The organism is Rhodococcus sp. KBS0724 (assembly GCF_005938745.2).
In the GTDB taxonomy this organism is placed as follows: Bacteria; Actinomycetota; Actinomycetes; order Mycobacteriales; family Mycobacteriaceae; genus Rhodococcus_F.
Genome location: NZ_VCBX02000001.1, coordinates 6,309,993 through 6,330,526 on the forward strand (window position 1 = coordinate 6,309,993; position 20,534 = coordinate 6,330,526).

Below are 20,534 nucleotides of genomic sequence, written 5' to 3' on the forward strand. Positions count from 1 at the left end.
GAAACACTGCCGCATTAGCCGAGATCGGACCCTACCGCCATGCCACACGTAGTCACGCAGTCCTGCTGCAGCGACGCCTCGTGCGTCTACGCCTGCCCGGTCAACTGCATTCATCCGACGCCGGACGAACCGGATTTCCTCACCGCCGAGATGCTGCACATCGATCCACAGGCCTGCGTCGACTGCGGCGCATGCGTCTCTGCCTGCCCGGTCGACGCTATCGTTCCCGAGTCGAAACTAGCTGAACCGCAACGGGTTTTCCTCTCGATCAATGCAGATTTCTACAAGGAGCAGCGGCCCCGCCCGCTACTTGCCAAGGTGATCCCAGCCGCGACTATCGACCAGGAGCGTCCGCCGCTGCGAGTGGCGATCGTCGGCTCCGGTCCGTCCGCTATGTACGCGGCGGACGAGTTGCTGACACAGCCCGGCGTACAGGTCAATGTCTTCGACCGGCTACCCGTCCCCTACGGCTTGGTGCGCGCCGGCGTGGCACCCGATCATCAGAAGACCAAACAGGTCACGCGACTCTTCGACAAGATCGCCACGCAGCGGGGTTTCGAGTTCTACCTCAACGTGGAGATCGGTCAACACGTCACTCACGACGAACTCCTCGAGAATCACCATGCCGTCCTCTACGCCGTCGGCGCGTCCAAGGACCGCGGCCTGGGCATCCCAGGCGCTGACCTCGCGGGAACTGCGTCGGCCACCGATTTCGTGGCCTGGTACAACGGTCATCCCGATCATGCCGACGACGTCTTCGACCTCTCACAGCGGCGGGCCGTCATCATCGGAAACGGCAACGTCGCGCTCGATGTCGCCCGCATTCTGACGGCAGATCCCGAAAAGCTGGCCGGCACCGACATCTCGGCCCACGCGCTCGCAGCATTGCGGAAGAGCCGCGTCGAAGAGGTAGTGATCGTCGGCCGACGCGGAATTGCGCAATCCGCCTTCACGGTTCCCGAATTCACCGGCCTGATGGCGCTACCGGATATCGAACTGTCCGTCGGACCGGATGACATGGTCCTCGACCCGATCACCGAGAAAGCCGAGTCACTGCCGCACGCTGTCGAGCAGAAACTCCGACTCCTCGAGGCGCTGAAGAATCGTGATCACGTCGAAGTCGGAAGCAAACGCATCACCTTGCGCTATCTCCTGACACCAACCGCGATTTCCGGCGAGGATCGCGTCACCGGGGTCGAATTCGATCGCAACGCGCTGGTCGACGTCGATGGAATTGTCCGCATCGAAGCCACCGGAGACACGGAAACCATCAATGCCGGCTTGGTTCTCACGTCCATCGGATACCGAGGTGTTCCCATCGACGGTGTTCCATTCGACGACAAGGCCTCGGTGATCCCGAACGAAGGGGGCCGTGTCACAGGCACCCCCGGCGTCTACGCGACGGGCTGGATCAAGCGCGGACCCAGCGGCTACATCGGCACCAACAAATCCTGCGCCCAGGAAACTGTCCGCATGCTCGTCGACGACTTCAACCACGGACGTCTACGCACCCCGACCCCCGACGCAGCCGCCCTCGATCGGCTCGTCCGGGCGCGACAAAATGCCGTCGTCGATCGCGCCGGTTGGCATGCAATCGACAAAGCCGAAGTTGATCGCGGCGTTGCGCACGGACGCGTTCGGGAGAAGATCCTCGACCAGGGTGAAGTGTCGTCCATCGTCAAAGCCGCACGCGAGGTGAAACCACCGCGTCGAACGCTCTGGAAAGCGTCCCACTGACCGAAAGTTTCGACCCATCTGCGCTGCTTATCGTGTAATACTGCAACCTGTTCCAGTAAGCGGCACAGCGGGCCACGATCCTCGGATCCGGCACGCCCACCAGATGAGGTTTGCATGAGCGAGACTGCAACGTCGGCACCGAGCGGCAGCGTGACACCTGCGGTGGAGGGTTGGTTCACCACCGGCCCCGAACCGGCTCTGATCGGCACGAAGTGCCAATCCTGCGGCACCATTTCCTTCCCGCGCGAGACCACGTTCTGCAAGAACCCGAGCTGCTCGGGCGAAGAGTTCGGCGACGTAGAACTCTCCCGCCGCGGCACGGTGTGGTCGTACACCGACGCGCAGTACCAGCCGCCGCCGCCGTACATCCCCAGCTCCGACCCGTACGTGCCGTTTGCACTGGCCGCAGTCGAATTGCCCGAGGGCATTGTCATCCTCGGCCAGGTAGCCGACGGATTCGGCGTCGACGATCTCAAGGTCGGCAATACCGTCGAATTGGTTGTCGAGCCGCTGTACACCGACGAAACCGGAGTTCGTACGACGTGGCGCTGGAAGCCTGTCGCCGCAGCTGATCAGGAGTCGCAGTCATGAGCAAGGACGTTGCAGTACTCGGTGTAGGTATGCACCCGTGGGGCAAGTGGGGCCAGTCATTCGTGAAGTACGGCGTCGCCGCCGCTCGCGCTGCCCTCGCCGATTCGGGTGTGGACTGGAAAGACGTCGACTTCATCGTCGGCGGCGAGACCGTCCGCAACGGATACGGCGGATACGTAGCCGGAGCCACCTTCGCTCAGGCTCTCGGCTGGAACGGCGCCCGCGTCGCCACGTCGTACGCAGCGTGCGCGACGGGTGCGCAGGCACTCGACACCGCTCGCGCCCGAATCCTGGCCGGCCTCAGCGAGGTTGCCCTGGTCGTCGGTGCGGACACCACCCCCAAAGGCTTCCTCGCACCCGTCGCCGGTGAGCGTTGGGACGACCCGGACTGGCTGCGCTTCCGCCTCATGGGCATGACCAACCCGGCATACTTCGCACTCAACGCGCGTCGACGCATCGATCTGTACGGCGCCACCGCCGAGGACTTCGCCAACGTGAAGGTGAAGAACGCGAAGCACGGACTGAGCAACCCCAACGCGCGTTACCGCAAGGAAGTCACCGTCGAAAACGTGCTGGCCTCCCCCGTGGTGTCCAACCCGCTGCACCTCCTCGACATCTGCGCCACCTCCGACGGCGGCGCAGCCATCCTGCTGACGTCGATGGAATACGCCCGCAAGATGGGTATCGCGGAACCTGTTCGCATCAAGGCGATTTCGACGGTCACTCCGACGTTCCCGCAGACGATCATGGACATGCCGAACTTCTCGACCGATTCCAGCTCCGCTGTGTCGGCTCCAGAGCGCACGTTCAAGGAATCCATCGGCTACGCAGCGTACGAGGAAGCCGGCATCTCACCCGAGGACGTCGACGTCGCCGAGGTGTACGACCTCGCCACGTCCGTCGAACTCGACTGGATCGAAGATCTCGCACTATGCAAGCGCGGCGAGGCCGAACATCTTTTGCGTGCAGGCGACACCACCATCGGTGGCCGCATCCCGGTCAATCCGTCCGGTGGCCTCGCCTGCTTCGGTGAAGCTGTTCCCGCACAGGCGCTTGCGCAGGTGTGCGAGCTCACCTGGCAGCTGCGCGGACAAGCCGAAGGCCGTCAGGTCGAAGGCGCTCGCATCGGCATCACCGCTAACCAGGGCCTCTTCGGCCACGGCTCCTCGGTGATCGTTTCCGCTTAACCTGCTCTATCTCGTGGCGGTCGCGCACTTAACTGTGAGCGGCCGCCACGATCACGTCTGCGACTGCGCTGGGCTGTGAGACCAGCGAGGCGTGTGACGTGGGGAGTTCACTGGTGTGCGCACCCATTCGATTGGCCATGAACCGTTGTGCGGTAGGCGGAATCACCCGATCGTCACCGGCCACGAGGTACCACGTCGGGGTATTCGCCCACGACGGCGGACCACTCAGTTCCAGATTGGCCCACAACGCGATCGACTTCTGATGCGCCAACATCGTTGCCGCGGTTTCCTCGGAGACATCCTGCGCAAAGACCGAATGGAAGTACTCGTCGGTCACATATCCGTCGAGGTTCTTGCCGCCTATCGCATGCGCATCGTCGACGACCTTCACAGCCAGTGCCGGAGGAAGCAATTGACTTCCCGGGAAACGAATCGGGTCGATCGTGAGCTGAACCGGCTCACCTTGCATCGGCGCGAACGCCGCGATGTACACCATCGACTGCACGTTGGGATTGTGGACATTCGTGATCACTGCACCACCGTACGAATGCCCTACCAGGACAACAGGCCCGTCGATATCCGCGACGGTCTTCTCGATCACCGCCGCGTCGTACGACGGCCCCCGCAGCGGATTATCCGGAGTCACAACCTCATAGCCTCGCGAACGTAAATCGGCAGCCACACCGTCCCAACTTGTCGCGTCGGCAAATGCCCCGTGGACCAGGACCACGGTGGGCTGGGGCGCGGCACTCGCGCCGCCGGAACCGAGGATGATTCCGGCACTCGACACCACCACTACCGACAGAATTGCAGTGAATACACGGGAAATCTTCATGTGTTTCCTTCGAGTCGGATGGGCGATCACTTCGGGCGAGACATCAAGCCCAGCGGGGATACCCCTATTTCGCCAATCAAAACCGACGGGTCCGAACTCCGTGTGGTGCCGTCAGCGCCGCGAAGTCAGCAGTGCAACAACATCGGCCTGTCCACGATTCTGCGCATTCTCCAACGCAGTCCGTCCGTCCGCGTCCTTGATATTCTGATCCGCCCCGGCGTCGAGCAGTTGCGTGATCACATCGAGGTAGCGCGGCGAACCGTCGCCGTAGACCACAGCCTCGAGCAATGCCGTCCACCCCGGGTCATTGACGTGATTGACAGGCACCCCCGCCGCGATCAGCATCCGAACAGTATCGACGTGCGCGTGCTCGCTGGCGGGAATCAAGGCAGTACCACCGAATCGGTTGACACTGTAGACATCCGCCCCGTGACTGAGTGTCAACGCGAGGATCTCGTTCAAACCTTCCGCTCCGGCATACAGGAAAGCCGAATCTTGAATGGAATCCTTGGCGTTCACGTCAGCGCCGGCCAAGATCAGGGCGGTTGCGGCCTCCACGTCGTTGGCCTTGGTGGCCTTGATCAGCGCACGCTCGGATTCGGGTGTCGACTGAGCCGGGGCAGTCGATTGAGCCGGGGCGACGGGTGACTCAGACACCTCAGCCGGCGCCGGGGCAGACGACGACGTTGCAGGTGACGCCGCCGAACCGCAGCCGGCCCCGGCAAGAACAACGCCTGCAGCAAGAACGATTCCCGACATCCGCTTCACGGCTCACAGTGTTCCACAACGCGAAAGTTCGATATCGCTCGCGGCGGGACCTTGGTCACCACCTTGCGCCAGGTGATTAGCCAACGCCTCGCGTGGGTAAAGATCTGACAGGACTACACCGCGTCGCACTCACCAACTTCGGGAGTTTGATGAGCAGTTCGGTTCGCGCATCCGTTTCGACGGCCAGTCCGTCGGGTCCAGTTGCGATCGCGCGCGAAAACGAGAACCGATTCCGCCCTCCGTCGGCGATCTCCAATGTGATCTCCCGTCCCCGTCTGCATCGAAAGCTCTCTGCCGCCCGCCACGCTCGCGCGGTGAATCTACTGTGTGCCCCTGCCGGGGCCGGCAAGACACTTCTGCTGGCCGACTGGGCACGTGAACAGTCTCCCGCAGCGGTTTCCTGGCTGACGCTGGCCGAACGCGACAACAATCCGCACGTTCTGTGCACTTCGCTCGCCGAAGCGCTCGCAACGTATATCGAACCCATTGCATGCGGTGCACCGACGCAGCTCTGGCACTCCCACTTCATGAAAGCGATCGAGGCCAGCGAACATACGATCACGCTGATCCTCGATGACGTTCATGCCCTTCACGATCCGATGTCGATCAGTACCCTCGATCAGGTTCTCGCGGACGCACCACCGAACCTCACGATCATCCTCGCGGCCCGGTACGAACCTCCCTTGACCTGGCATCGACTGGCCCTCGACGGCCGTCTGACTCGCTTCGAAGCACATGATCTTGCCTTCGACAGCACCGAAATCACAGTGCTGTTAGGCGAATACGGCATCGAACTGGATCAACGACAACTTGCACTCATCGAATCGTTCACCAAAGGATGGGGTGCCGTGGTTCGGTTGGCAGGCACCTATCTCGCAGGACGAGGTGACACTGCGGACGCCGTCGACGAATTCACACACACCCCCAGGCCGGTCGCCGATTTTCTGGTCGACGAGGTCTTGGCCGCACTCCCCACACATCTCACGACCTTCATGCTCAAGACCTCTGTCGCCGACGCATTTTCCGTCGACTTGGCAGAAGCTCTCACCGGCGAAGACGCAGTGACTGAAATCGACACACTGGTTCAGTTCAATTTGCCACTCACACGTACCGATTCAACCGATCACACAACATGGTTCAGCTACCATCCTCTGCTGCGCGAACACCTGTGCGCAGAGTTTCGCCGGGTCGATCAGAACGAACGCATCCGAGTGCACCATCAAGCCGCTACGTGGTTCGAGACGCATCAACACGAACTCGAAGCACTCGAACTCGAAGCCTCCATCGGCGATCCGGAACGTATTATCGCCTTCCTCGATCGCTGCGGCCTCGGACTCGTTCTGGACGGATACAGCAGCGATCTGACCCGAATACTCGAGTCCGTTCCTACTCTCGTCTCCGAATCACCCTGCACTCGAATGCTCCTCGCCGCCTCCGCCCTTCATGGCGGTGACGTGACCACTGCCAGGACATACCTGAATTTCCTGGAAACCGCGTCATCCGGGTTGGATCGCGACCCGCTTTTCTGCGCGTTGAGGCTGCAGGCTCTGTACGCCGGCGCCGGTCCGGGCTTCGACACCGCATTCTCCCGACACGCCGAACGCCGCCGCAGCACTGCGTCCGACGTCGAAGCGTTTGCACACCTTCAATCTGCGACCGGATACTTCCTCGGCCGCGACTTCGGGCGCGCAAGCACCGAATACACCGAAGCCGCAGCACTCGGAATGCTTCGCGGCCGAAGCTGTTTGGTTCTGAGGGCCCTCACCGGTGTCGGATTCTCGGCCGCCATGAACGGCGATATCGAAGCGATGATCGCCCACTCCACACACGCCCTCACCTTCGCTGCCGAGCACAATCTCACCGGCACTGCGGAGTACGAGTTGGCAACATCGGTAGCAGCCCTCGGCGCATATCTTTGCAGTTCACCAGATCTTCCGTATCGGATCCCCACAATCGAAAACTGCCGCCAGGCCGATGTTCTCGGCGTCAGCATGCCCGCCTTCGGTTGGCACAGTGTCATCACCTTCGGACTGCGGCGCCTCGATACTGCGGAAGATCGGCGCTCGACCGCCGGGGACATCCGGGATGCCATGATCAATGCGATCGAACTGGGCACGTTCTCGGTCGCGACGTCTGCACTCCTACCCACTGTGGTCAATGTCTGTCTCTCGGTGGGCGAATTGGACTGGGCGAGCCGACTGATACACGACGCGTCCCAGCAATTCGGAGCCACCACCGAGACACACTTGGCGTTGTCGTCTCTGCGACTGGCCGGCGGCAGACTCACCGAGGCGCAGACCGAATTGACCGCCGCTACGGAGGCACCCGACCGCCCGTTACTCGCTCACAGCGTCTACACATCCGTGCTGCAATCCGTCATTCATTCCGCCAATCACCAACCACGCAAGGCATTTCGATCACTACACGACGCATTGCGTACCGCCGAGCGTGGAAACGTTCTGCGCCCCTTCCTCGACTACGGTCACGCTCTGCGAGGAATCCTTGACGATTTCACCGGGCATTTCGGAGATCAAGAACCTTTTGCCGAGCGGGTGCGGGCACACGTGCAACCACGTGAACTTGCCATCGCTCCGATTCTGACCCCGGGTGAGTACACAGTGCTGCGCGAACTCGCTTCGGGCGACACCACGGAATCGATTGCGGAGACCCTGTTCCTCTCGGTCAACACCATCAAAACCCACTTGCGCGGAATCTATCGCAAGCTTGACGTCAGCAATCGTCGCGACGCTCTGAAAGCCGCGCGCCGTGGCGGACTCATCTGAGCAGACGCGCCGCACGATGCGCAGACAGTTGCCCGCTCAGATCTACAACAACACCCGCGACCGTATGAAGGTGTGGGTGACCGTCACACCACGTCGACGCCTGGCATCGCGCGTGACCTTCGACATTGTCGAAGTCGGGCTGGCCGACAGCGCAATGACCCTCGCAGCACAGGCATTCACATCCCTACTGCCGGTAATGATTGCCGCGTCGACCCTTCAACGTCTGCAACCACTCTCGGACGCAGCCCGCGACAACCTCGGCGTCGAACTCCCGTCGGCCGACGTCAGCACCGGATCCGCAACAGCGTTCGGCATCGTAGGTCTGCTGATGCTGCTGATCAGTTCGACGTCGTATGCCCGCGCACTGGGTCGGATGTACGGGCGAATCTGGCACGTGCCGATTGCGACGCTCAGACAAGCCTGGCGGTGGCTGGCCGTCGTATTCGTCATTGCCGGTTCGGTTGCCATCGCCGCGGTGTGCCACAAGTTGGATTCGATTCCCGCAGTGGGACGGTTGCTGGGATTCGCGGCTGTCTACGGCGTATGGGCACTGGTCTGGACGTTGGTTCCGATGCTACTGACAGCCAACCGGATGACCACCCGCATGTGTATCGGCTCAGGACTGTTGACCGCCACCGGACTAAGTGCCCTTCACGTTGCCAGCACCCTCTTCCTTCCGCGGATCACACGCACATCACAAGACCAATTCGGTCTTCTCGGAGTGATGTTCACGCTCATCAGTTGGTTGTTCGTATTCTCTGCCATTGTTGTCGTTGCAGGAACAATCGTCGGATCCGTTGCCAAAGACGACGGACCACTCGGGAGTTGGCTGCGCCGATCATGAACTACAGGCCGATCACGAACTCCGGCGATCATTGCGATCAGCCATGGCTTCCGCGACGCTCGGGTAGACGTCGACCTTCACACCCCCACCGGGAGTACCGGCGAGAACGTCCCGAAACTGCCCAACGTCGCGGGCGACACGGAACACGATGTTCTTCCGCGCCAGCGAATCTCGCAACTGTTCGAGCATTTGTGCCCCGCTCACGTCGATGAACGGTGACGTCTCGGCGTCGAGAATGATCATGGACGTGTCGTCGGTGACAAGATCGTCGATCCGGTCTCGAACATGATCGGCGTTGGCAAAGAACAGTCCCGCTTCCACCCGTACGACGATCACGCCGCCGGAAGGCTTCACGTCCGAGTTCTCCTGCAGTTCCGGATGAGCAGCGATATCCACCCACCGTGAGCCACTCTTGGCTAGTTCAGCCACATGCGGTTTGGAGACGCGGTAGAGAAGCAGCAGCATCGAGACGGCGATTCCGATGATCAAGCCCGGCAACGTGTCGAAGATGAGCACACCGAACATCGCCGCTATCGCTGCCGCGAAATCGGCGCGCGCCGCCACGCCGTAGATGCTGCCCAACCGTTTGGTCCACACTCGGTACAGCGCTGCGAGAGAAGAGAAGTCGACCAGTTCGACCACCGCGGCGATCACCACGGCAGAGAGTGTCGCTTCGGGCAGTTTCTCGAACAGCCCGGTGAGAAAGAGAAGCGTCAACACCGTCAGCACTGCAACCGTGAGCCCACTGAGCTGCGTCTTGGCTCCGGCCCCGCCGTTGACAGCGGTCTTGGAGAGACTGCCGTTGACCACCATGCCCGAGCACAGTCCGGCGCCCAGGTTAGCGGCACCGAGTCCAGTCAGTTCGCGGTTCGCGTCGACGGTGTAGCCCGCCTTGGCCGCATAAGTCTTTGCTGCGCCCAAACCTTCGGCAAAACCGATGAGCAGCACACCGACAGCGGGTCCGATCAAGTCCAGGTAATCCTCGGCTCGCACTCCCTCCGGTAGCCCGACACTCGGCAACCCGGCGTCGATGTGGCCGACGATGTCGATGCCCCGATCGTCGAGGCCGAACAGTGCGACCGCGGTGATGCCCAGCAGAACAACCAGGAGTGATCCGGGAACCAACGGCAACCACCGCTTGACCGCCAACACCAGAGTCAGGCTAAGCAATCCGACGAAGACCGTGAGTCCGTCCACGCTCCCCAACTCACGCACCACCGCCGCGGCTTGCACGAAGAAATTACCTTCGCCCTTCTCGACGCCCAGCAGTTTCGGGACCTGCCCGATGATGATGGTCAGCGCCAACCCGACGATGAAACCCTTGAGTACTGGTTCCGAGATGAACGAGGCGATAAATCCCAACCGTACGAATCCGGCGAGTAGCCCGACCAGACCGGTGACGACGGCAAGTCCGACCGACAGGGCGACAAATCGTGAGTCGTCGCCACCGGCAAAGGGAGCGATCAATGCTGCAGACAATGCCGCGGTGGCCGACATCGGACCGACAACAAGGTGGCGCGAACTACCTGCAGCTGCATACAGAACCAGCGCGGGTACCGCTGCGTAAAGCCCGACGACGGGTGGGACGCCGGCGATGCTGGCGTATGCCAAGGCTTCCGGGACGAGCACCGCCCACACCGTGAGCCCGGCAATGATGTCGGGCCGCAGCCACGCACGCTGATAGCCGGCCAGCGAACCGAAGACAAGCGGGGTGTGAGTGTGTCGAATGCTCATAGTCCTTGGATCCCTTTGCTGATCTGCATCGCCGCGATCAGGATCAGAAGTCCCACGTTCAGCAGATGGGTATTGGTGGCGATCCACGTGCGAATTCGTTGCAGCGGCTCTGTTGCCTTCTCCTTCTTGATCAAGAGCAGTGCAACCGGAACTGCCACCGAGCTAGCTGACACCAGTGCGAACACCACTGCAGAGGCCCACTGCGCAGACGATGTCGCACTGCTCAATCGAAAGTTCATGGCCGCCGCTATGGCACAGGACATGTCGATGGGATTGAGGATGAAGAGCGCAAAACCGAGAATGCCGGAGCGGCCGGGTGTGAAATGTTCTACCGACTGCAGCATTTTCGGCAGCTGAGGGGCCGCAGCGGCAATCTCACCGGGCCCGGTCGCCTCCACCATTGCATGCATCCGCCGATGACTGCGGGTGTACACGAACCAGGCCCCAGCCAGAAGTACTGCTCCAAGGATCAGGTGCAGGATAGGTACCCACAGCGGCGGGTGCGTCCGCTGATGTACTTGCAGCGCGGTCAAAATCGCAAACGAGACCGACAGCGACACAATGATTCCGAGGAACCACCCGATGAGATACGCGATGCTGTTGATCCGCGCCCTGTCGGAGAACAACACCGCAACCACAGCCACTACCGCCAGCGGGCTCATGATGATGCCGAGCGCGAGCGGAATCTGCTGCAACAACAAAGACCCCATGTCTACCTCCGCTCGGTCAGAACCCGCCGATTCCCTTACCGATCAACACAACCCCGATAACGAGTATCAGCACACTCATCACCGTCGCGTTGTTGTCCTGCAGCCAGACCTTCAGCTCGGCCAACGGCGTACGCAACCGATCTGCCGCGATCAGATACCCGATCACGGGTAGGCAGACAGTCGACGCCGCGATGACGGTGAAAATCGCGACAGCGATGACTATCTGTCCGGTCGGCAACGTTGCAGCGCCGATCGAGATACCGGCGGCGATACACATCATCAGATTCTTGGGATTGATCGCGGCCAACGCGAAACCGAGACCGAATCCCTTGGCTGCCGTCATGTCGTCAATGGCCTGCATCCATTTGGGGGTCTCGTGTTCACCGCCACGTCCGCGCCACTGCTTTACCCCGAACGCAAGCAGGAGAACACCCAAGGCGATCTTGATCCACGAAACACCGGCCGAAGAATCGGTTGATTTCTCCATTTGATTCGACAGGAGAACGAATATCACTGTTGCAACGACGATTCCGACTATCCAGCCCAGGGCAAACCCGATGCTGGTACTTCCCGCCCGCTTCGACAGGAGCATCAGGATGGCCGCGATGATCGGAATCGGCGAAATCGCCACTCCTACCGCAAGTGGCAACAGATCTCCGATGACAGAACCCATTTCGGCCTCTTCTCTCTCTCTCGGTAGAGATTAGGCAGAAGAGTCGGATCTGACATCACACGAAACGGATGAACGCAGCGTAGGTCCTTTGCGGCATGGCATTCACCCGAAGGGGATGACGTATTCATCATTCGTCGAGGCGAAAATAGATGGGATACAGGCTAAGTCGATGAGTGTTGACCCGAGGGGAGAGAGAAACGATGACTACTCCCACCCGCTACCAATTTCTGATCGACGGCGAAGTATCAGACCGGGTGAAGGCGGCGTTCCCCGAACTGAACGTGGCACCATCCGCCGGCGGCTACACCAGCCTGTACGGTCCCGTTGCCGATCACAGCGCGATGCGCAGCATCATGGCGCGGCTCGATTCACTGGGGCTGACCGTCGCCGAATTACGCAGACTCCCAGACTGATCGATGTTCACATGGCTGAGGCCCCGGCCGGGGGGAAGCGGTCGGGGCCACAGTGTCTTATGTGGTGATGTGCCTGACGTGACGATCTACGCGGTATCCCACGTTGCAACTGCCCAAATAACCACGATGTCAAGCGCAATCACCAGGATCGACCACATCGGGTAATACGGCAGCCACAAGAAATTCGCGATGATGGAGAGTGACGCAATCACGATTGCCGACGCTCTTGCCCATACCGCACCCGTGAAGAGGCCCAGGGCCACCACAATTCCGATGATGCCCAGAACGATGTGGATCCAGCCCCACGTCGAGATATCAAATTTGTAGGTGTAGTTGATTCCGACGACAAATAGATTGTTGTCGGCGACAGCAGCGATCCCCTGTAGCAGGGCAACGATGCCGGCTGTCAGCAGCAGAATCGCCGCCGCGAACGTCGTACCGACCGCGAACCCCTGTTTGACAGGGTGCTCGGCGGGTTCTCGTGGTGGAGCAGTCATCAGCGTTCCTTTCGACGAGAAAGCACTTCCCCCACTTAGTCTCGAGTACCCACTTAGAGAAGACATCACCCATCGCGGATGAATCGCGTCCTCCGCGATCACGGGCCGGGAACTCAGCTGGGCTCGCTGCACCTCGTGAGGTAGTCCGAGACCGGGCCGGCCGTAAGCATTCCACTGCCTGCGCCGGCAATTTCGCCTTCGGCGGGCAAAAGCGCAGCCCGCGCTCGTTCCATGACCTGACGGTCGCCGACAGCGACCGCGGCTGCGGCGATGAGGCACCACAACGCTTCGGCGAGCAGATCTTTTGGTGGGTTCGGCAACGCATTCACTGCCGCTGCGGCCTCGTTCACTTTCCCGTGTGCGAGAAGCAGGTGCGGCCGGGCCCAAGGTTCGTACGAGCCCCAGTTCGTATCGGGATCGAATGCCGCCGGTACGCCGCGCCATACTCGGAGTGCCAGAATTGCGAGCGGAAGAATTCCATCCTCGAGTCCGGGCATACCGGAACCGGAAAAACTGGCCGCCGCAGCTTCGTACAGCATCTCGCAGTGCGTGGTTTCCGCACCACTGGCGGCCGTTTGCACGGCGCGGAACCAGGTGGTGAACACCGCTGCCAACGGCCGTTCGTGACGTCCGGCCAGTCGATCAACTGTCTCGGCATGTAGCTCTGCTGCATCGAATTGTCCCAGTGCGCTGAGGGCTTGCATGCGGATCAGATGGCCGAGGATCTCGAAGGTGGCGAGGCCGTGCCGAACGGAGAGATCTACCAGTTCACGGCCGATGCCGTCGCGCTCGGAGGCCAGGCCCGTTGTCCAGAACGTCTGCATGAACAACCCGTTCAGGGCAAAGGCCAAGAGCCCTGGATCGTCGAGGGTCCGACCGATCTGTACTGCTGCGCGGGCATATTCGAGCCCACGATCACCGGACAGTCCGCGTGATTCGAGTGCGATTGTCGCCAACAGTCTGGCCCGAGCGAGTTCGTTCCCGTCAGGAAGTCGATCGATAGTGCGCTGAGCGGCCTCGACAATCTGCGCAGCCTGCCGAGGATCGTCGGATCGCGTCCAGATTCCGGGCACGTCGTAGTTACCGATAATCCGTGCGGTGAGTTCGACGTCGTCCAATTGCTCAGCAGCACTGATGATCTTCAGTCGCTGCGTTCTAGCAGTCTCCAGCCCACTTCCGCCCGCTACCGCAAGACTTCGGAGCAGGCCGACGGTTGATTCCAATCTCGACTTGGATCCTGCCGCGACAGTTCGGTCGTACTCCGCCGACACCTGAGCGAATATCTGTTCTGCCGCTCCAGGATCCAGGTAGCCCTCGCGGCGAAGAATGTCAGCCTCGAGATCTGCCAGCCGGGGACCGGGGTCGATGCCCAACTCTTCGGCGAGTAGCTTTCGGGCGCGACGCAGGACTGCCAGAGCGTCGCCCTGACGATCGCAGCGGTACAGGGAGAGAGCGAGTAGTCGCCAACCATCCTCTCGCCAAGGGTGTTCCGTCACGTGAGCATCCAGATCGGGAATCGCATCCGCGGCAAACCCGAGATCCAGTTGCGTGGAAGCGAGGCGCTCGACCGCTGTCAGGCGCAGTTCCTCCAAGCGTGATCGTTCCGAACGAGCCCAAGGCTCTTCCGCGTACTCCGCATACGCCGGTCCACGCCACAGCTCGAGGGCGACTCGGAGCAGTTCGAGTGATTGCGCCGGCGCCGAATCAGCGGCTTCACGCACCAATCTTTCGAATTTCCAAGCGTCGACCGCATCGGGTGCGGCATGAAGGGCATAGCCGGGCCCCGCGGTGACAATGGCTTTCGGCTTCGTTCGCGGCGGACGACCGGGTTCGAGCGCACGTCTCAGCGCGGAAACGAACGTACGTATCGCGCTGGTCGCACCGGCCGGAGGATCGACCCAGAGGTCATCAACAATCAGGTCCACTGGGACGACGCGGCCACGAGCAACTACGAGGCGAGCGAGGACCGCTCGATGTCGTGGACCTTTGAGATCGATCGGCTCACCTGATTCGTTCCACGCAACCACCGGACCCAGAACTCCGAAATTGGGTCCGCCGACAGTGTGGTCTCGCATCTCTCCACGCTATCGCGCTCATCGAATGCTCATCGAGTGCGGCAAGGCTGATTGCCATCACCCCGACAAACGAAAGCGACCGATGACGATCACCATTCCAGGCTTCGACTACCAGCAGATTTCCGCACAGGACGGCGTGCGTCTCAACGTCGCCGTCGGCGGAAGCGGAACACCACTCGTACTTCTTCACGGTTTCCCCCAGACTCACCTCATGTGGCGTCACGTGGCCACCGCATTGGCGTCGGATCACACCGTCATCTGCCCGGATCTCCGCGGATACGGGGCCAGCGACAAGCCGATGGAGGAAAACCCCGGCACGTATTCCAAAAGAACAATGGCTGCCGACATTGTCGAGGTAGCGAAGAAACTGGGACACGAGAAGTTTGCCCTCGTCGGCCACGATCGCGGCGCACTGGTCGCCGTCAGGGCAGGGCTGGATCATCCGGATGTGATCACGCAGCTCGGTTCACTGGACGTGCTCCCCACTTTGGATATGTGGGACATCCTGCACGGATCGAATGCTGCTGTGGCATTCCATCTCTATCTCATGGCCCAGCCACCCGGCCTCCCCGAGCAGATGATCAGCGCCAGCGCGGACGCGTTCTTCGAGTACTTTCTCGACGTGTGGACGCAAAACCGCGAAGCGATTCCGGCTGACGTGCGGGCGGAATACTTGCGCGCCTCTCGGGAGGCGGTGCCGTCGATCGTTGCCGATTACCGCGCGTCGGCCGGCATCGACATCGAACACGATCAGGCCGATCGGGATTCGGGCAACCAACTGCACATGCCGGTCACGGTCATCCAGCAGGACTGGGGTTCCATGCTCGGCTACGACGCCGAGGCTCTGTGGAAAGCGTGGGCACCCGATCTCGAGCACCGCACGCTGTCCGCAGGTCACTTCATGGCGGAAGAGGCGCCCACCGAAGTGGTCGATGCGATCCGCACCCTGCTGAAGAGGTAGTTTCTAGCGCTTGACCCCGGCCGCCAAGTCGTCGACCAGAACCTTGGCGGTCAGGGCGTATCCCGCGGCCTTGTAGTAGTCGAACGGAATCACTCGGCCGGCCTGTGCGGCGGGCAGTCGCAGCCACGTCGGCGAGGTGTACACACTGCCGGTGGCGCTGCGATCCAAGGCGAAGATGACGTCGGCCTCTTCCAGACGGTTGAACTGCTCCGGTCCGAGCATCACGCGGAGGTCGGGGCCTTCACGCAAAACCTCGAACCCCAAGTCCTCGGCGACGGCAGTGCGGAAATCGTTCTGGAACCACGCGATCTGATCCTCCGCGGCGGCGACAAACGCAACCTTCTTGCCGGTCATCAGTTGTTCGACGGTCGGGCGGACCTGAGCCACGTGAGCGTCGTAGTCGGCCAGCACTTCTTCGGCACGATCACTGCGCCCGATGCCAGTGAGGAAGTCCACCATGACCTTCCGCCACTCCGGGGTGAAGTCCTTTCCGACAGGCAGGACCGGAGCGATCTGCTGCATCCGGTCGTTGCCGTACGACCCGGTGTCCCACCAGCCCGCGCTGAGGACAAGAAGATCGGCGCCGAGGGTCGAGATGTATTCAAAGTTGGGATCCGAAGCACCTTCGGCAAAGATCTCGACGCCAGTGGCATTCGGAACCTCGCGGCGCAGGTGTTCGGCGGCGCCCGACGGGTAGGCGGTCACCGGGTATCCGGCGAGGATCGACAATTCGAGGCCGTCCCTCGGATCGAGAGCAACCACGTTCTGCGGGTCCGTCGGAATGATCAGCTTCTCGTCGCCGCGCGTGAATTCGAAGGTCTCCGCATTTTCCGGCGTCGCACTCTCCGAACTACTGCACGCAGCGAGAAATGCAGTGGCTGCGACACCGGCTCCGATGCCGAAAAATCCGCGTCGGGTCAGGTTGTCCACGATCGCCCAGTAGTCACGATCGGTGGCGGAGGGTGCAAGGAGTCGAGTCATGCTAATTAGGTTAACCTTAGAAGGCGTCGTCAGGAATGGTAGAACAGCTCCTATGAGCGCCAAGAAATACGGCGAATACGCCAACTGCTGTGGATGAATCCCATTGCCCCGCACTCAACTCTTCAGTTCTGCAGGGATGTATTCGATCGACATAGTGGCCAATGGTGCGGCACATGCGTGTGGGCTTCGCATCGGCTGGCTGGTGATGCGAAGCTCAGGCGCGGTATGCGGTTCCGGCAGGGCCGCTTTCAGTCTCGGTGGACGGGGCCTTGGCGGGTGGTGGAGCGGCGGCGTCGTTGTTTCGGGTCGATCGCGGACGGTGGGATGAACCAGGGTTTGTGATCGGAACCCATCTTGATTTCCCAGATGCCGCGGAACCCACTGGTGCTGTGCATCAACGTGTGGTGGCTGCGGCAGAGCAACGCGAGGTTGTCCATCACCGTCAAACCGCCCGCCGACCACGGTTTTATATGGTGCGCGTCGCACCACGCCGGGACCGCATCGCAGTTCGGGAAGGCGCAACCCTTGTCCCGGGCAATCAGCGCGATGCGTTGCTCGGCCGTGACGAGCCGCTTGAGCGGAGTCGCATCCAGCGGTGCACCCTTGCCGTCCATCAGGACGGTGGAGAGCATGCAATCACACGCGAGCATCCGGGTTTTGCTCACACTCAGCGGGCCCATCCACGGCATGTAGCCGACATCAAGATCCTCCAACACAGACTCGTCCTCGACATCCGGCGCGTCATCGTCGACTCGCATGGTGGCGCATTCGCGATGCTCCGCAAGGTCTTTCGCGGTGATGTGCACATTCACATGCGGACGCTGACCACCATCCACACCGGTAACAGCGTTGTCGAGATATCTGCGGATGAGTTCAGTGAACGCGTCGGCGGTGCGTTTGGCTGCCGACCGCTGATCCGGAGTCCCGTCCGCCGCCGGTTTCGGCATCGACAACCCCGACAGCGCAGACAACAACATCTCGCCGGTCAACGGATCGAAATCGCCCTTGATCACGACCCGACCATTCAGCGTCGGCGCGATGCGTAGCGCATTCAGATCGTTATCCTCGCCGGGCGGAGGCTGATCGGATTCGAAAATCCGCTCCAAAACCGCAATCGCATACCGCAGCTTCGTAGTGGTCGCTTCCACCCCGGATGCGGCGGCGAGAAGGGTTTTCAGGCTTGGTGTTAACGCGCTGTCCGGCATCCCCTTCGGTGGGGACTCGCAGAACGCGGCGATCAACGCCGCATGGTCGAGCGAGAGATCACCGGCCTCGAACTGCGCAGCAATATCGGGAAACGATCGCAGTGCGGCACCGAGGGCAGCGATCTTGTTGCCGGCCGAGTTCTGCAGCATCGTATTGGCCGCCAACCACCGTCCGACACCGCGGTAGCAGAGCACTTGTTCGTCGGGATTGAGTGTCAGCTCGTCGACCGCGGCCACTCGAATCGCTTCCAACCGAAGGATTTCCACAGATGCGCTGACGGCAACATCACGAACCTCGGCCGGACGTAACCGCCACAACCTACCGCGCACACCCGCCGCCGAACCAGCTACAACATCCCCCACCGCAATTGAATCGCTCACCGTCGTCATCAAGGCCTCCCCACCCTGACCTAATTATACTCGAACATCTATTCGATTCAAGAGACATATCGGGCAAGTTTGCTCGAATAGTGCTTGTAGACAGAAACATTGACTTGTTCCATGACAGGGTGTGTGGCACCCAGCCGGGCTACGTCCTGCCTATCAGCCAATTCTCTTGCAAGACTTGGTTCACCGAACTGAGAGGACAGTGATGGATCGATCCGGAACCACTATCGACCGGGCAGACGTCATCGGCATGTGGGTGACATCGGACGGTTTCATACGCCAGGAACTGCGGGCGGACGGCCGCTACGACGAAGCACGTGGCACCCGAATAAGCGCATACACCGGCCGTTACTCCGTAACCGGAAGCCATCTCGATTACGTCGACGACACCGGATTCACTGCAACCGGAGATATTCGCGACGGGGTGCTCTACCACGAGCATCTCGTCTTGTACCGAGAGGCAACAAGTCATGAGTGAGCACAAGGTAATACTGATCACGGGGGCCAGCAGCGGAATTGGGGCCGCGACAGCGAGGAAGTTAGCCGCCGACGGTCACCGGATTTTCCTCGGCGCACGACGTACCGAACAACTCGAGCACCTCGTCAACGAGCTCGTCGAAGCCGGGGGCACCGCGGCGTTCCGCAGGTTGGACGTAACTGACCTTGCCGATTTCCGGTCATTCGTCGACGCTGCCCATCAACAGTTCGGACGGGTGGACGTCGTGGTCAACAACGCTGGAGTCATGCCCCTGTCGCCACTCGGCGCACTGAACATCGACGAGTGGAACCGGATGATCGACGTGAATGTTCGTGGCGTGCTTCATGGCATCGCCGCAGCACTACCACTCATGGAGTCTCAAGGCAGCGGTCATTTCGTGAACATCGCGTCGGTCGGGGCATATGAAGTGGTGCCGACCGGGGCGGTGTACTGCGCTACGAAGTTTGCGGTTCGCGCGATTTCCGAGGGGCTACGCCAGGAATCGTCCGGCGACGTCCGCGTCACCGTCGTCTCCCCCGGTGTTACGGAATCCGAACTGGCGGAGAGCATTTCCGATGACAGAGCCAGGGAAGACATGAAGGCGTATCGCGCCGTCTCAATACCGGCTGCAGCAATCGCAAACGCAATTGCATTCGCTGTCGATCAGCCATCGGATGTGGACGTGAACGAGATCGTCGTTCGCCCCGCCGCGAGCGTGCAGTAAGTTCCGCGAGCGCACAGCAGTCCGAACGACCAGGGGTCAGGTGGCGGGTCGACCAGAACGCAGATCCGTGCCGCGTCGCTCCTGATCCCTGGTCGCGGTAAGCGAACCCAGCAACGTCAACGCTCGATCACTGGGCGAACCACGCTCCGCTTGATAGATCACCAACTGCTGTCCGGGCCGGTCACGGACGTCAAATGTCTGAGAGGTCAGACTCATTGCGCCAACCTCGGGATGGACCAGTTCCTTGGCGTCCAACGTCTTACCTCGGACATGACCTTCTGCCCAGAACTGACGGAACGCGAGGCTGGCCGCCGTGAGTTCATCAACCAACTTGCGCAAACGCGCATCGGCAGAGGCATGGCCGACGGCTAGTCGAAGTGTTGCGACGGTGGCCTGCGCAGCATGCTGCCAGTCGGCGTAGAACTCGGCGCCGGCCGGATCCGTGAATACCATCCGCAGCAGATTATCGGTGGCGCTGAACGGCGAGAAGAGTGTGTCGGCGACCCGATTGCGCGCAAGGATGTCGAGTGTCCTGTTCAGCACGAATGCCGGAGTCCAGTCATAAGTGTCCATCAACTGGAGCAGTGCGGGGCTCACAGATTCCCCGGTACCTGAACCACGGTCGCTCGGCACCAGACCTGCTAACCGGTACAGGTGCATCTCCTGATCTGCGTCGAGCCGTAATGCACGCACAAGCGCATCAAGAACCTGCGTCGACGGATTACGCTCTCGCCCTTGCTCCAAGCGGGTGTAGTAATCGGCACTCAGGCCTGCGATTATCGCAACCTCCTCGCGCCTGAGCCCAGGGACGCGTCGAGTGCCGTAGCTGTGGATCCCCGCATCTTTCGGGGAGACCTGAGCACGGCGCGAGCGAAGGAAATCTCCTAATTCACTGGAAGGCATTCCCCGATGCTAGTTCGGGAATACAAGGCGATGGGTGGGTGCAGTTCA

Annotated in this window: 19 protein-coding genes; 9 read left to right on the forward strand and 10 right to left on the reverse strand. The window is 61.2% G+C overall.

What is annotated here, in order from left to right:
- The first annotated feature begins 39 nt into the window (after positions 1–39).
- From FFI94_RS29115 to FFI94_RS29125, 3 genes are all read left to right on the forward strand, one after another.
- Positions 40–1,737, forward strand: coding sequence for an FAD-dependent oxidoreductase (locus FFI94_RS29115; RefSeq protein ID WP_138870892.1), 1,698 nt, complete (start codon positions 40–42; stop codon positions 1,735–1,737).
- Between the two features lie 114 nt (positions 1,738–1,851).
- Positions 1,852–2,328 carry a Zn-ribbon domain-containing OB-fold protein gene (locus FFI94_RS29120; protein ID WP_033233702.1) on the forward strand — a complete coding sequence of 159 codons (477 nt, stop codon included), beginning with the start codon at positions 1,852–1,854 and terminating at the stop codon, positions 2,326–2,328.
- Complete coding sequence (locus FFI94_RS29125) at positions 2,325–3,515, forward strand: lipid-transfer protein (RefSeq protein ID WP_033233703.1); 1,191 nt, start codon at positions 2,325–2,327, stop codon at positions 3,513–3,515. Before FFI94_RS29120 ends, FFI94_RS29125 begins: the two co-directional genes overlap by 4 nt.
- Positions 3,516–3,543: 28 nt before the next feature.
- Here FFI94_RS29125 and FFI94_RS29130 read toward each other — a convergent pair whose 3' ends face one another.
- Together FFI94_RS29130 and FFI94_RS29135 are read right to left on the reverse strand one after the other, a co-directional pair.
- Positions 3,544–4,350, reverse strand: coding sequence for an alpha/beta hydrolase (locus FFI94_RS29130; RefSeq protein WP_138870893.1), 807 nt, complete (start codon positions 4,348–4,350; stop codon positions 3,544–3,546).
- 111 nt (positions 4,351–4,461) lie between these two features.
- The gene (locus FFI94_RS29135) at positions 4,462–5,118 is read right to left on the reverse strand and encodes an ankyrin repeat domain-containing protein (RefSeq protein ID WP_397495522.1); all 657 of its coding nucleotides are present in this window, start codon (positions 5,116–5,118) and stop codon (positions 4,462–4,464) included.
- 149 nt (positions 5,119–5,267) lie between these two features.
- On the opposite strand from FFI94_RS29135, the gene FFI94_RS29140 reads away from it, so the two are divergent.
- Positions 5,268–7,901, forward strand: coding sequence for a LuxR C-terminal-related transcriptional regulator (locus tag FFI94_RS29140; RefSeq protein ID WP_138870894.1), 2,634 nt, complete (start codon positions 5,268–5,270; stop codon positions 7,899–7,901).
- The gene (locus FFI94_RS29145; protein ID WP_260684409.1) at positions 7,885–8,745 is read left to right on the forward strand and encodes a hypothetical protein; all 861 of its coding nucleotides are present in this window, start codon (positions 7,885–7,887) and stop codon (positions 8,743–8,745) included. Before FFI94_RS29140 ends, FFI94_RS29145 begins: the two co-directional genes overlap by 17 nt.
- 12 nt (positions 8,746–8,757) lie before the next feature.
- On the opposite strand, the gene FFI94_RS29150 is transcribed toward FFI94_RS29145, so the two are convergent.
- The 3 genes from FFI94_RS29150 to FFI94_RS29160 are packed head-to-tail and all read right to left on the reverse strand — an operon-like array spanning position 8,758 to position 11,862.
- Complete coding sequence (locus FFI94_RS29150; protein WP_138870895.1) at positions 8,758–10,479, reverse strand: SulP family inorganic anion transporter; 1,722 nt, start codon at positions 10,477–10,479, stop codon at positions 8,758–8,760.
- Entirely contained in the window at positions 10,476–11,189 is a 714-nt protein-coding gene (locus FFI94_RS29155) for a GAP family protein (protein ID WP_138870896.1), read from the reverse strand. The genes FFI94_RS29150 and FFI94_RS29155 overlap by 4 nt, the downstream gene beginning before the upstream one ends.
- Positions 11,190–11,205: 16 nt before the next feature.
- Positions 11,206–11,862 carry a GAP family protein gene (locus tag FFI94_RS29160; RefSeq protein WP_138870897.1) on the reverse strand — a complete coding sequence of 219 codons (657 nt, stop codon included), beginning with the start codon at positions 11,860–11,862 and terminating at the stop codon, positions 11,206–11,208.
- A 200-nt stretch (positions 11,863–12,062) separates the two neighbouring features.
- On the opposite strand from FFI94_RS29160, the gene FFI94_RS29165 reads away from it, so the two are divergent.
- Positions 12,063–12,275: a hypothetical protein gene (locus tag FFI94_RS29165; protein ID WP_138870898.1), complete on the forward strand. Its 213-nt coding sequence runs from the start codon at positions 12,063–12,065 to the stop codon at positions 12,273–12,275.
- Between the two features lie 86 nt (positions 12,276–12,361).
- On the opposite strand, the gene FFI94_RS29170 is transcribed toward FFI94_RS29165, so the two are convergent.
- Positions 12,362–12,772 (reverse strand): hypothetical protein, encoded by a 411-nt coding sequence (locus FFI94_RS29170; RefSeq protein ID WP_138870899.1) that lies wholly within the window; start codon positions 12,770–12,772, stop codon positions 12,362–12,364.
- A gap of 113 nt (positions 12,773–12,885) precedes the next feature.
- Complete coding sequence (locus FFI94_RS29175; protein WP_138870900.1) at positions 12,886–14,847, reverse strand: BTAD domain-containing putative transcriptional regulator; 1,962 nt, start codon at positions 14,845–14,847, stop codon at positions 12,886–12,888.
- A gap of 82 nt (positions 14,848–14,929) precedes the next feature.
- On the opposite strand from FFI94_RS29175, the gene FFI94_RS29180 reads away from it, so the two are divergent.
- Entirely contained in the window at positions 14,930–15,808 is an 879-nt protein-coding gene (locus tag FFI94_RS29180; protein ID WP_138870901.1) for an alpha/beta fold hydrolase, read from the forward strand.
- 3 nt (positions 15,809–15,811) lie between these two features.
- Here FFI94_RS29180 and FFI94_RS29185 read toward each other — a convergent pair whose 3' ends face one another.
- Together FFI94_RS29185 and FFI94_RS29190 are read right to left on the reverse strand one after the other, a co-directional pair.
- Positions 15,812–16,789, reverse strand: coding sequence for an ABC transporter substrate-binding protein (locus tag FFI94_RS29185; protein WP_138870902.1), 978 nt, complete (start codon positions 16,787–16,789; stop codon positions 15,812–15,814).
- Positions 16,790–17,037: 248 nt separating this feature from the next.
- The gene (locus FFI94_RS29190) at positions 17,038–18,384 is read right to left on the reverse strand and encodes an HNH endonuclease signature motif containing protein (RefSeq protein ID WP_138870903.1); all 1,347 of its coding nucleotides are present in this window, start codon (positions 18,382–18,384) and stop codon (positions 17,038–17,040) included.
- Between the two features lie 202 nt (positions 18,385–18,586).
- On the opposite strand from FFI94_RS29190, the gene FFI94_RS29195 reads away from it, so the two are divergent.
- Both FFI94_RS29195 and FFI94_RS29200 read left to right on the forward strand, forming a co-directional pair.
- A complete protein-coding gene (locus tag FFI94_RS29195; protein ID WP_138870904.1) occupies positions 18,587–18,859 on the forward strand; it encodes an Atu4866 domain-containing protein in 273 nt (90 codons plus the stop codon).
- A complete protein-coding gene (locus tag FFI94_RS29200; RefSeq protein WP_138870905.1) occupies positions 18,852–19,583 on the forward strand; it encodes an SDR family oxidoreductase in 732 nt (243 codons plus the stop codon). Before FFI94_RS29195 ends, FFI94_RS29200 begins: the two co-directional genes overlap by 8 nt.
- A 36-nt stretch (positions 19,584–19,619) precedes the next feature.
- Here the strand turns inward: FFI94_RS29200 and FFI94_RS29205 are convergent, their stop codons facing one another.
- Entirely contained in the window at positions 19,620–20,486 is an 867-nt protein-coding gene (locus FFI94_RS29205; protein WP_138870906.1) for a helix-turn-helix domain-containing protein, read from the reverse strand.
- Between the last annotated feature and the right edge of the window lie 48 nt (positions 20,487–20,534).

Coding starts and splice junctions, on each gene's coding strand:
- FFI94_RS29115 (WP_138870892.1), top strand. CDS start 40: ATGCCACACGTAGTCACGCAGTCCTGCTGCAGCGACGCCTCGTGCGTC.
- FFI94_RS29120 (WP_033233702.1), top strand. CDS start 1,852: ATGAGCGAGACTGCAACGTCGGCACCGAGCGGCAGCGTGACACCTGCG.
- FFI94_RS29125 (WP_033233703.1), top strand. CDS start 2,325: ATGAGCAAGGACGTTGCAGTACTCGGTGTAGGTATGCACCCGTGGGGC.
- FFI94_RS29130 (WP_138870893.1), bottom strand. CDS start 4,350: ATGAAGATTTCCCGTGTATTCACTGCAATTCTGTCGGTAGTGGTGGTG.
- FFI94_RS29140 (WP_138870894.1), top strand. CDS start 5,268: ATGAGCAGTTCGGTTCGCGCATCCGTTTCGACGGCCAGTCCGTCGGGT.
- FFI94_RS29150 (WP_138870895.1), bottom strand. CDS start 10,479: ATGAGCATTCGACACACTCACACCCCGCTTGTCTTCGGTTCGCTGGCC.
- FFI94_RS29155 (WP_138870896.1), bottom strand. CDS start 11,189: ATGGGGTCTTTGTTGTTGCAGCAGATTCCGCTCGCGCTCGGCATCATC.
- FFI94_RS29160 (WP_138870897.1), bottom strand. CDS start 11,862: ATGGGTTCTGTCATCGGAGATCTGTTGCCACTTGCGGTAGGAGTGGCG.
- FFI94_RS29165 (WP_138870898.1), top strand. CDS start 12,063: ATGACTACTCCCACCCGCTACCAATTTCTGATCGACGGCGAAGTATCA.
- FFI94_RS29170 (WP_138870899.1), bottom strand. CDS start 12,772: ATGACTGCTCCACCACGAGAACCCGCCGAGCACCCTGTCAAACAGGGG.
- FFI94_RS29175 (WP_138870900.1), bottom strand. CDS start 14,847: ATGCGAGACCACACTGTCGGCGGACCCAATTTCGGAGTTCTGGGTCCG.
- FFI94_RS29180 (WP_138870901.1), top strand. CDS start 14,930: ATGACGATCACCATTCCAGGCTTCGACTACCAGCAGATTTCCGCACAG.
- FFI94_RS29185 (WP_138870902.1), bottom strand. CDS start 16,789: ATGACTCGACTCCTTGCACCCTCCGCCACCGATCGTGACTACTGGGCG.
- FFI94_RS29190 (WP_138870903.1), bottom strand. CDS start 18,384: ATGACGACGGTGAGCGATTCAATTGCGGTGGGGGATGTTGTAGCTGGT.
- FFI94_RS29195 (WP_138870904.1), top strand. CDS start 18,587: ATGGATCGATCCGGAACCACTATCGACCGGGCAGACGTCATCGGCATG.
- FFI94_RS29200 (WP_138870905.1), top strand. CDS start 18,852: ATGAGTGAGCACAAGGTAATACTGATCACGGGGGCCAGCAGCGGAATT.
- FFI94_RS29205 (WP_138870906.1), bottom strand. CDS start 20,486: ATGCCTTCCAGTGAATTAGGAGATTTCCTTCGCTCGCGCCGTGCTCAG.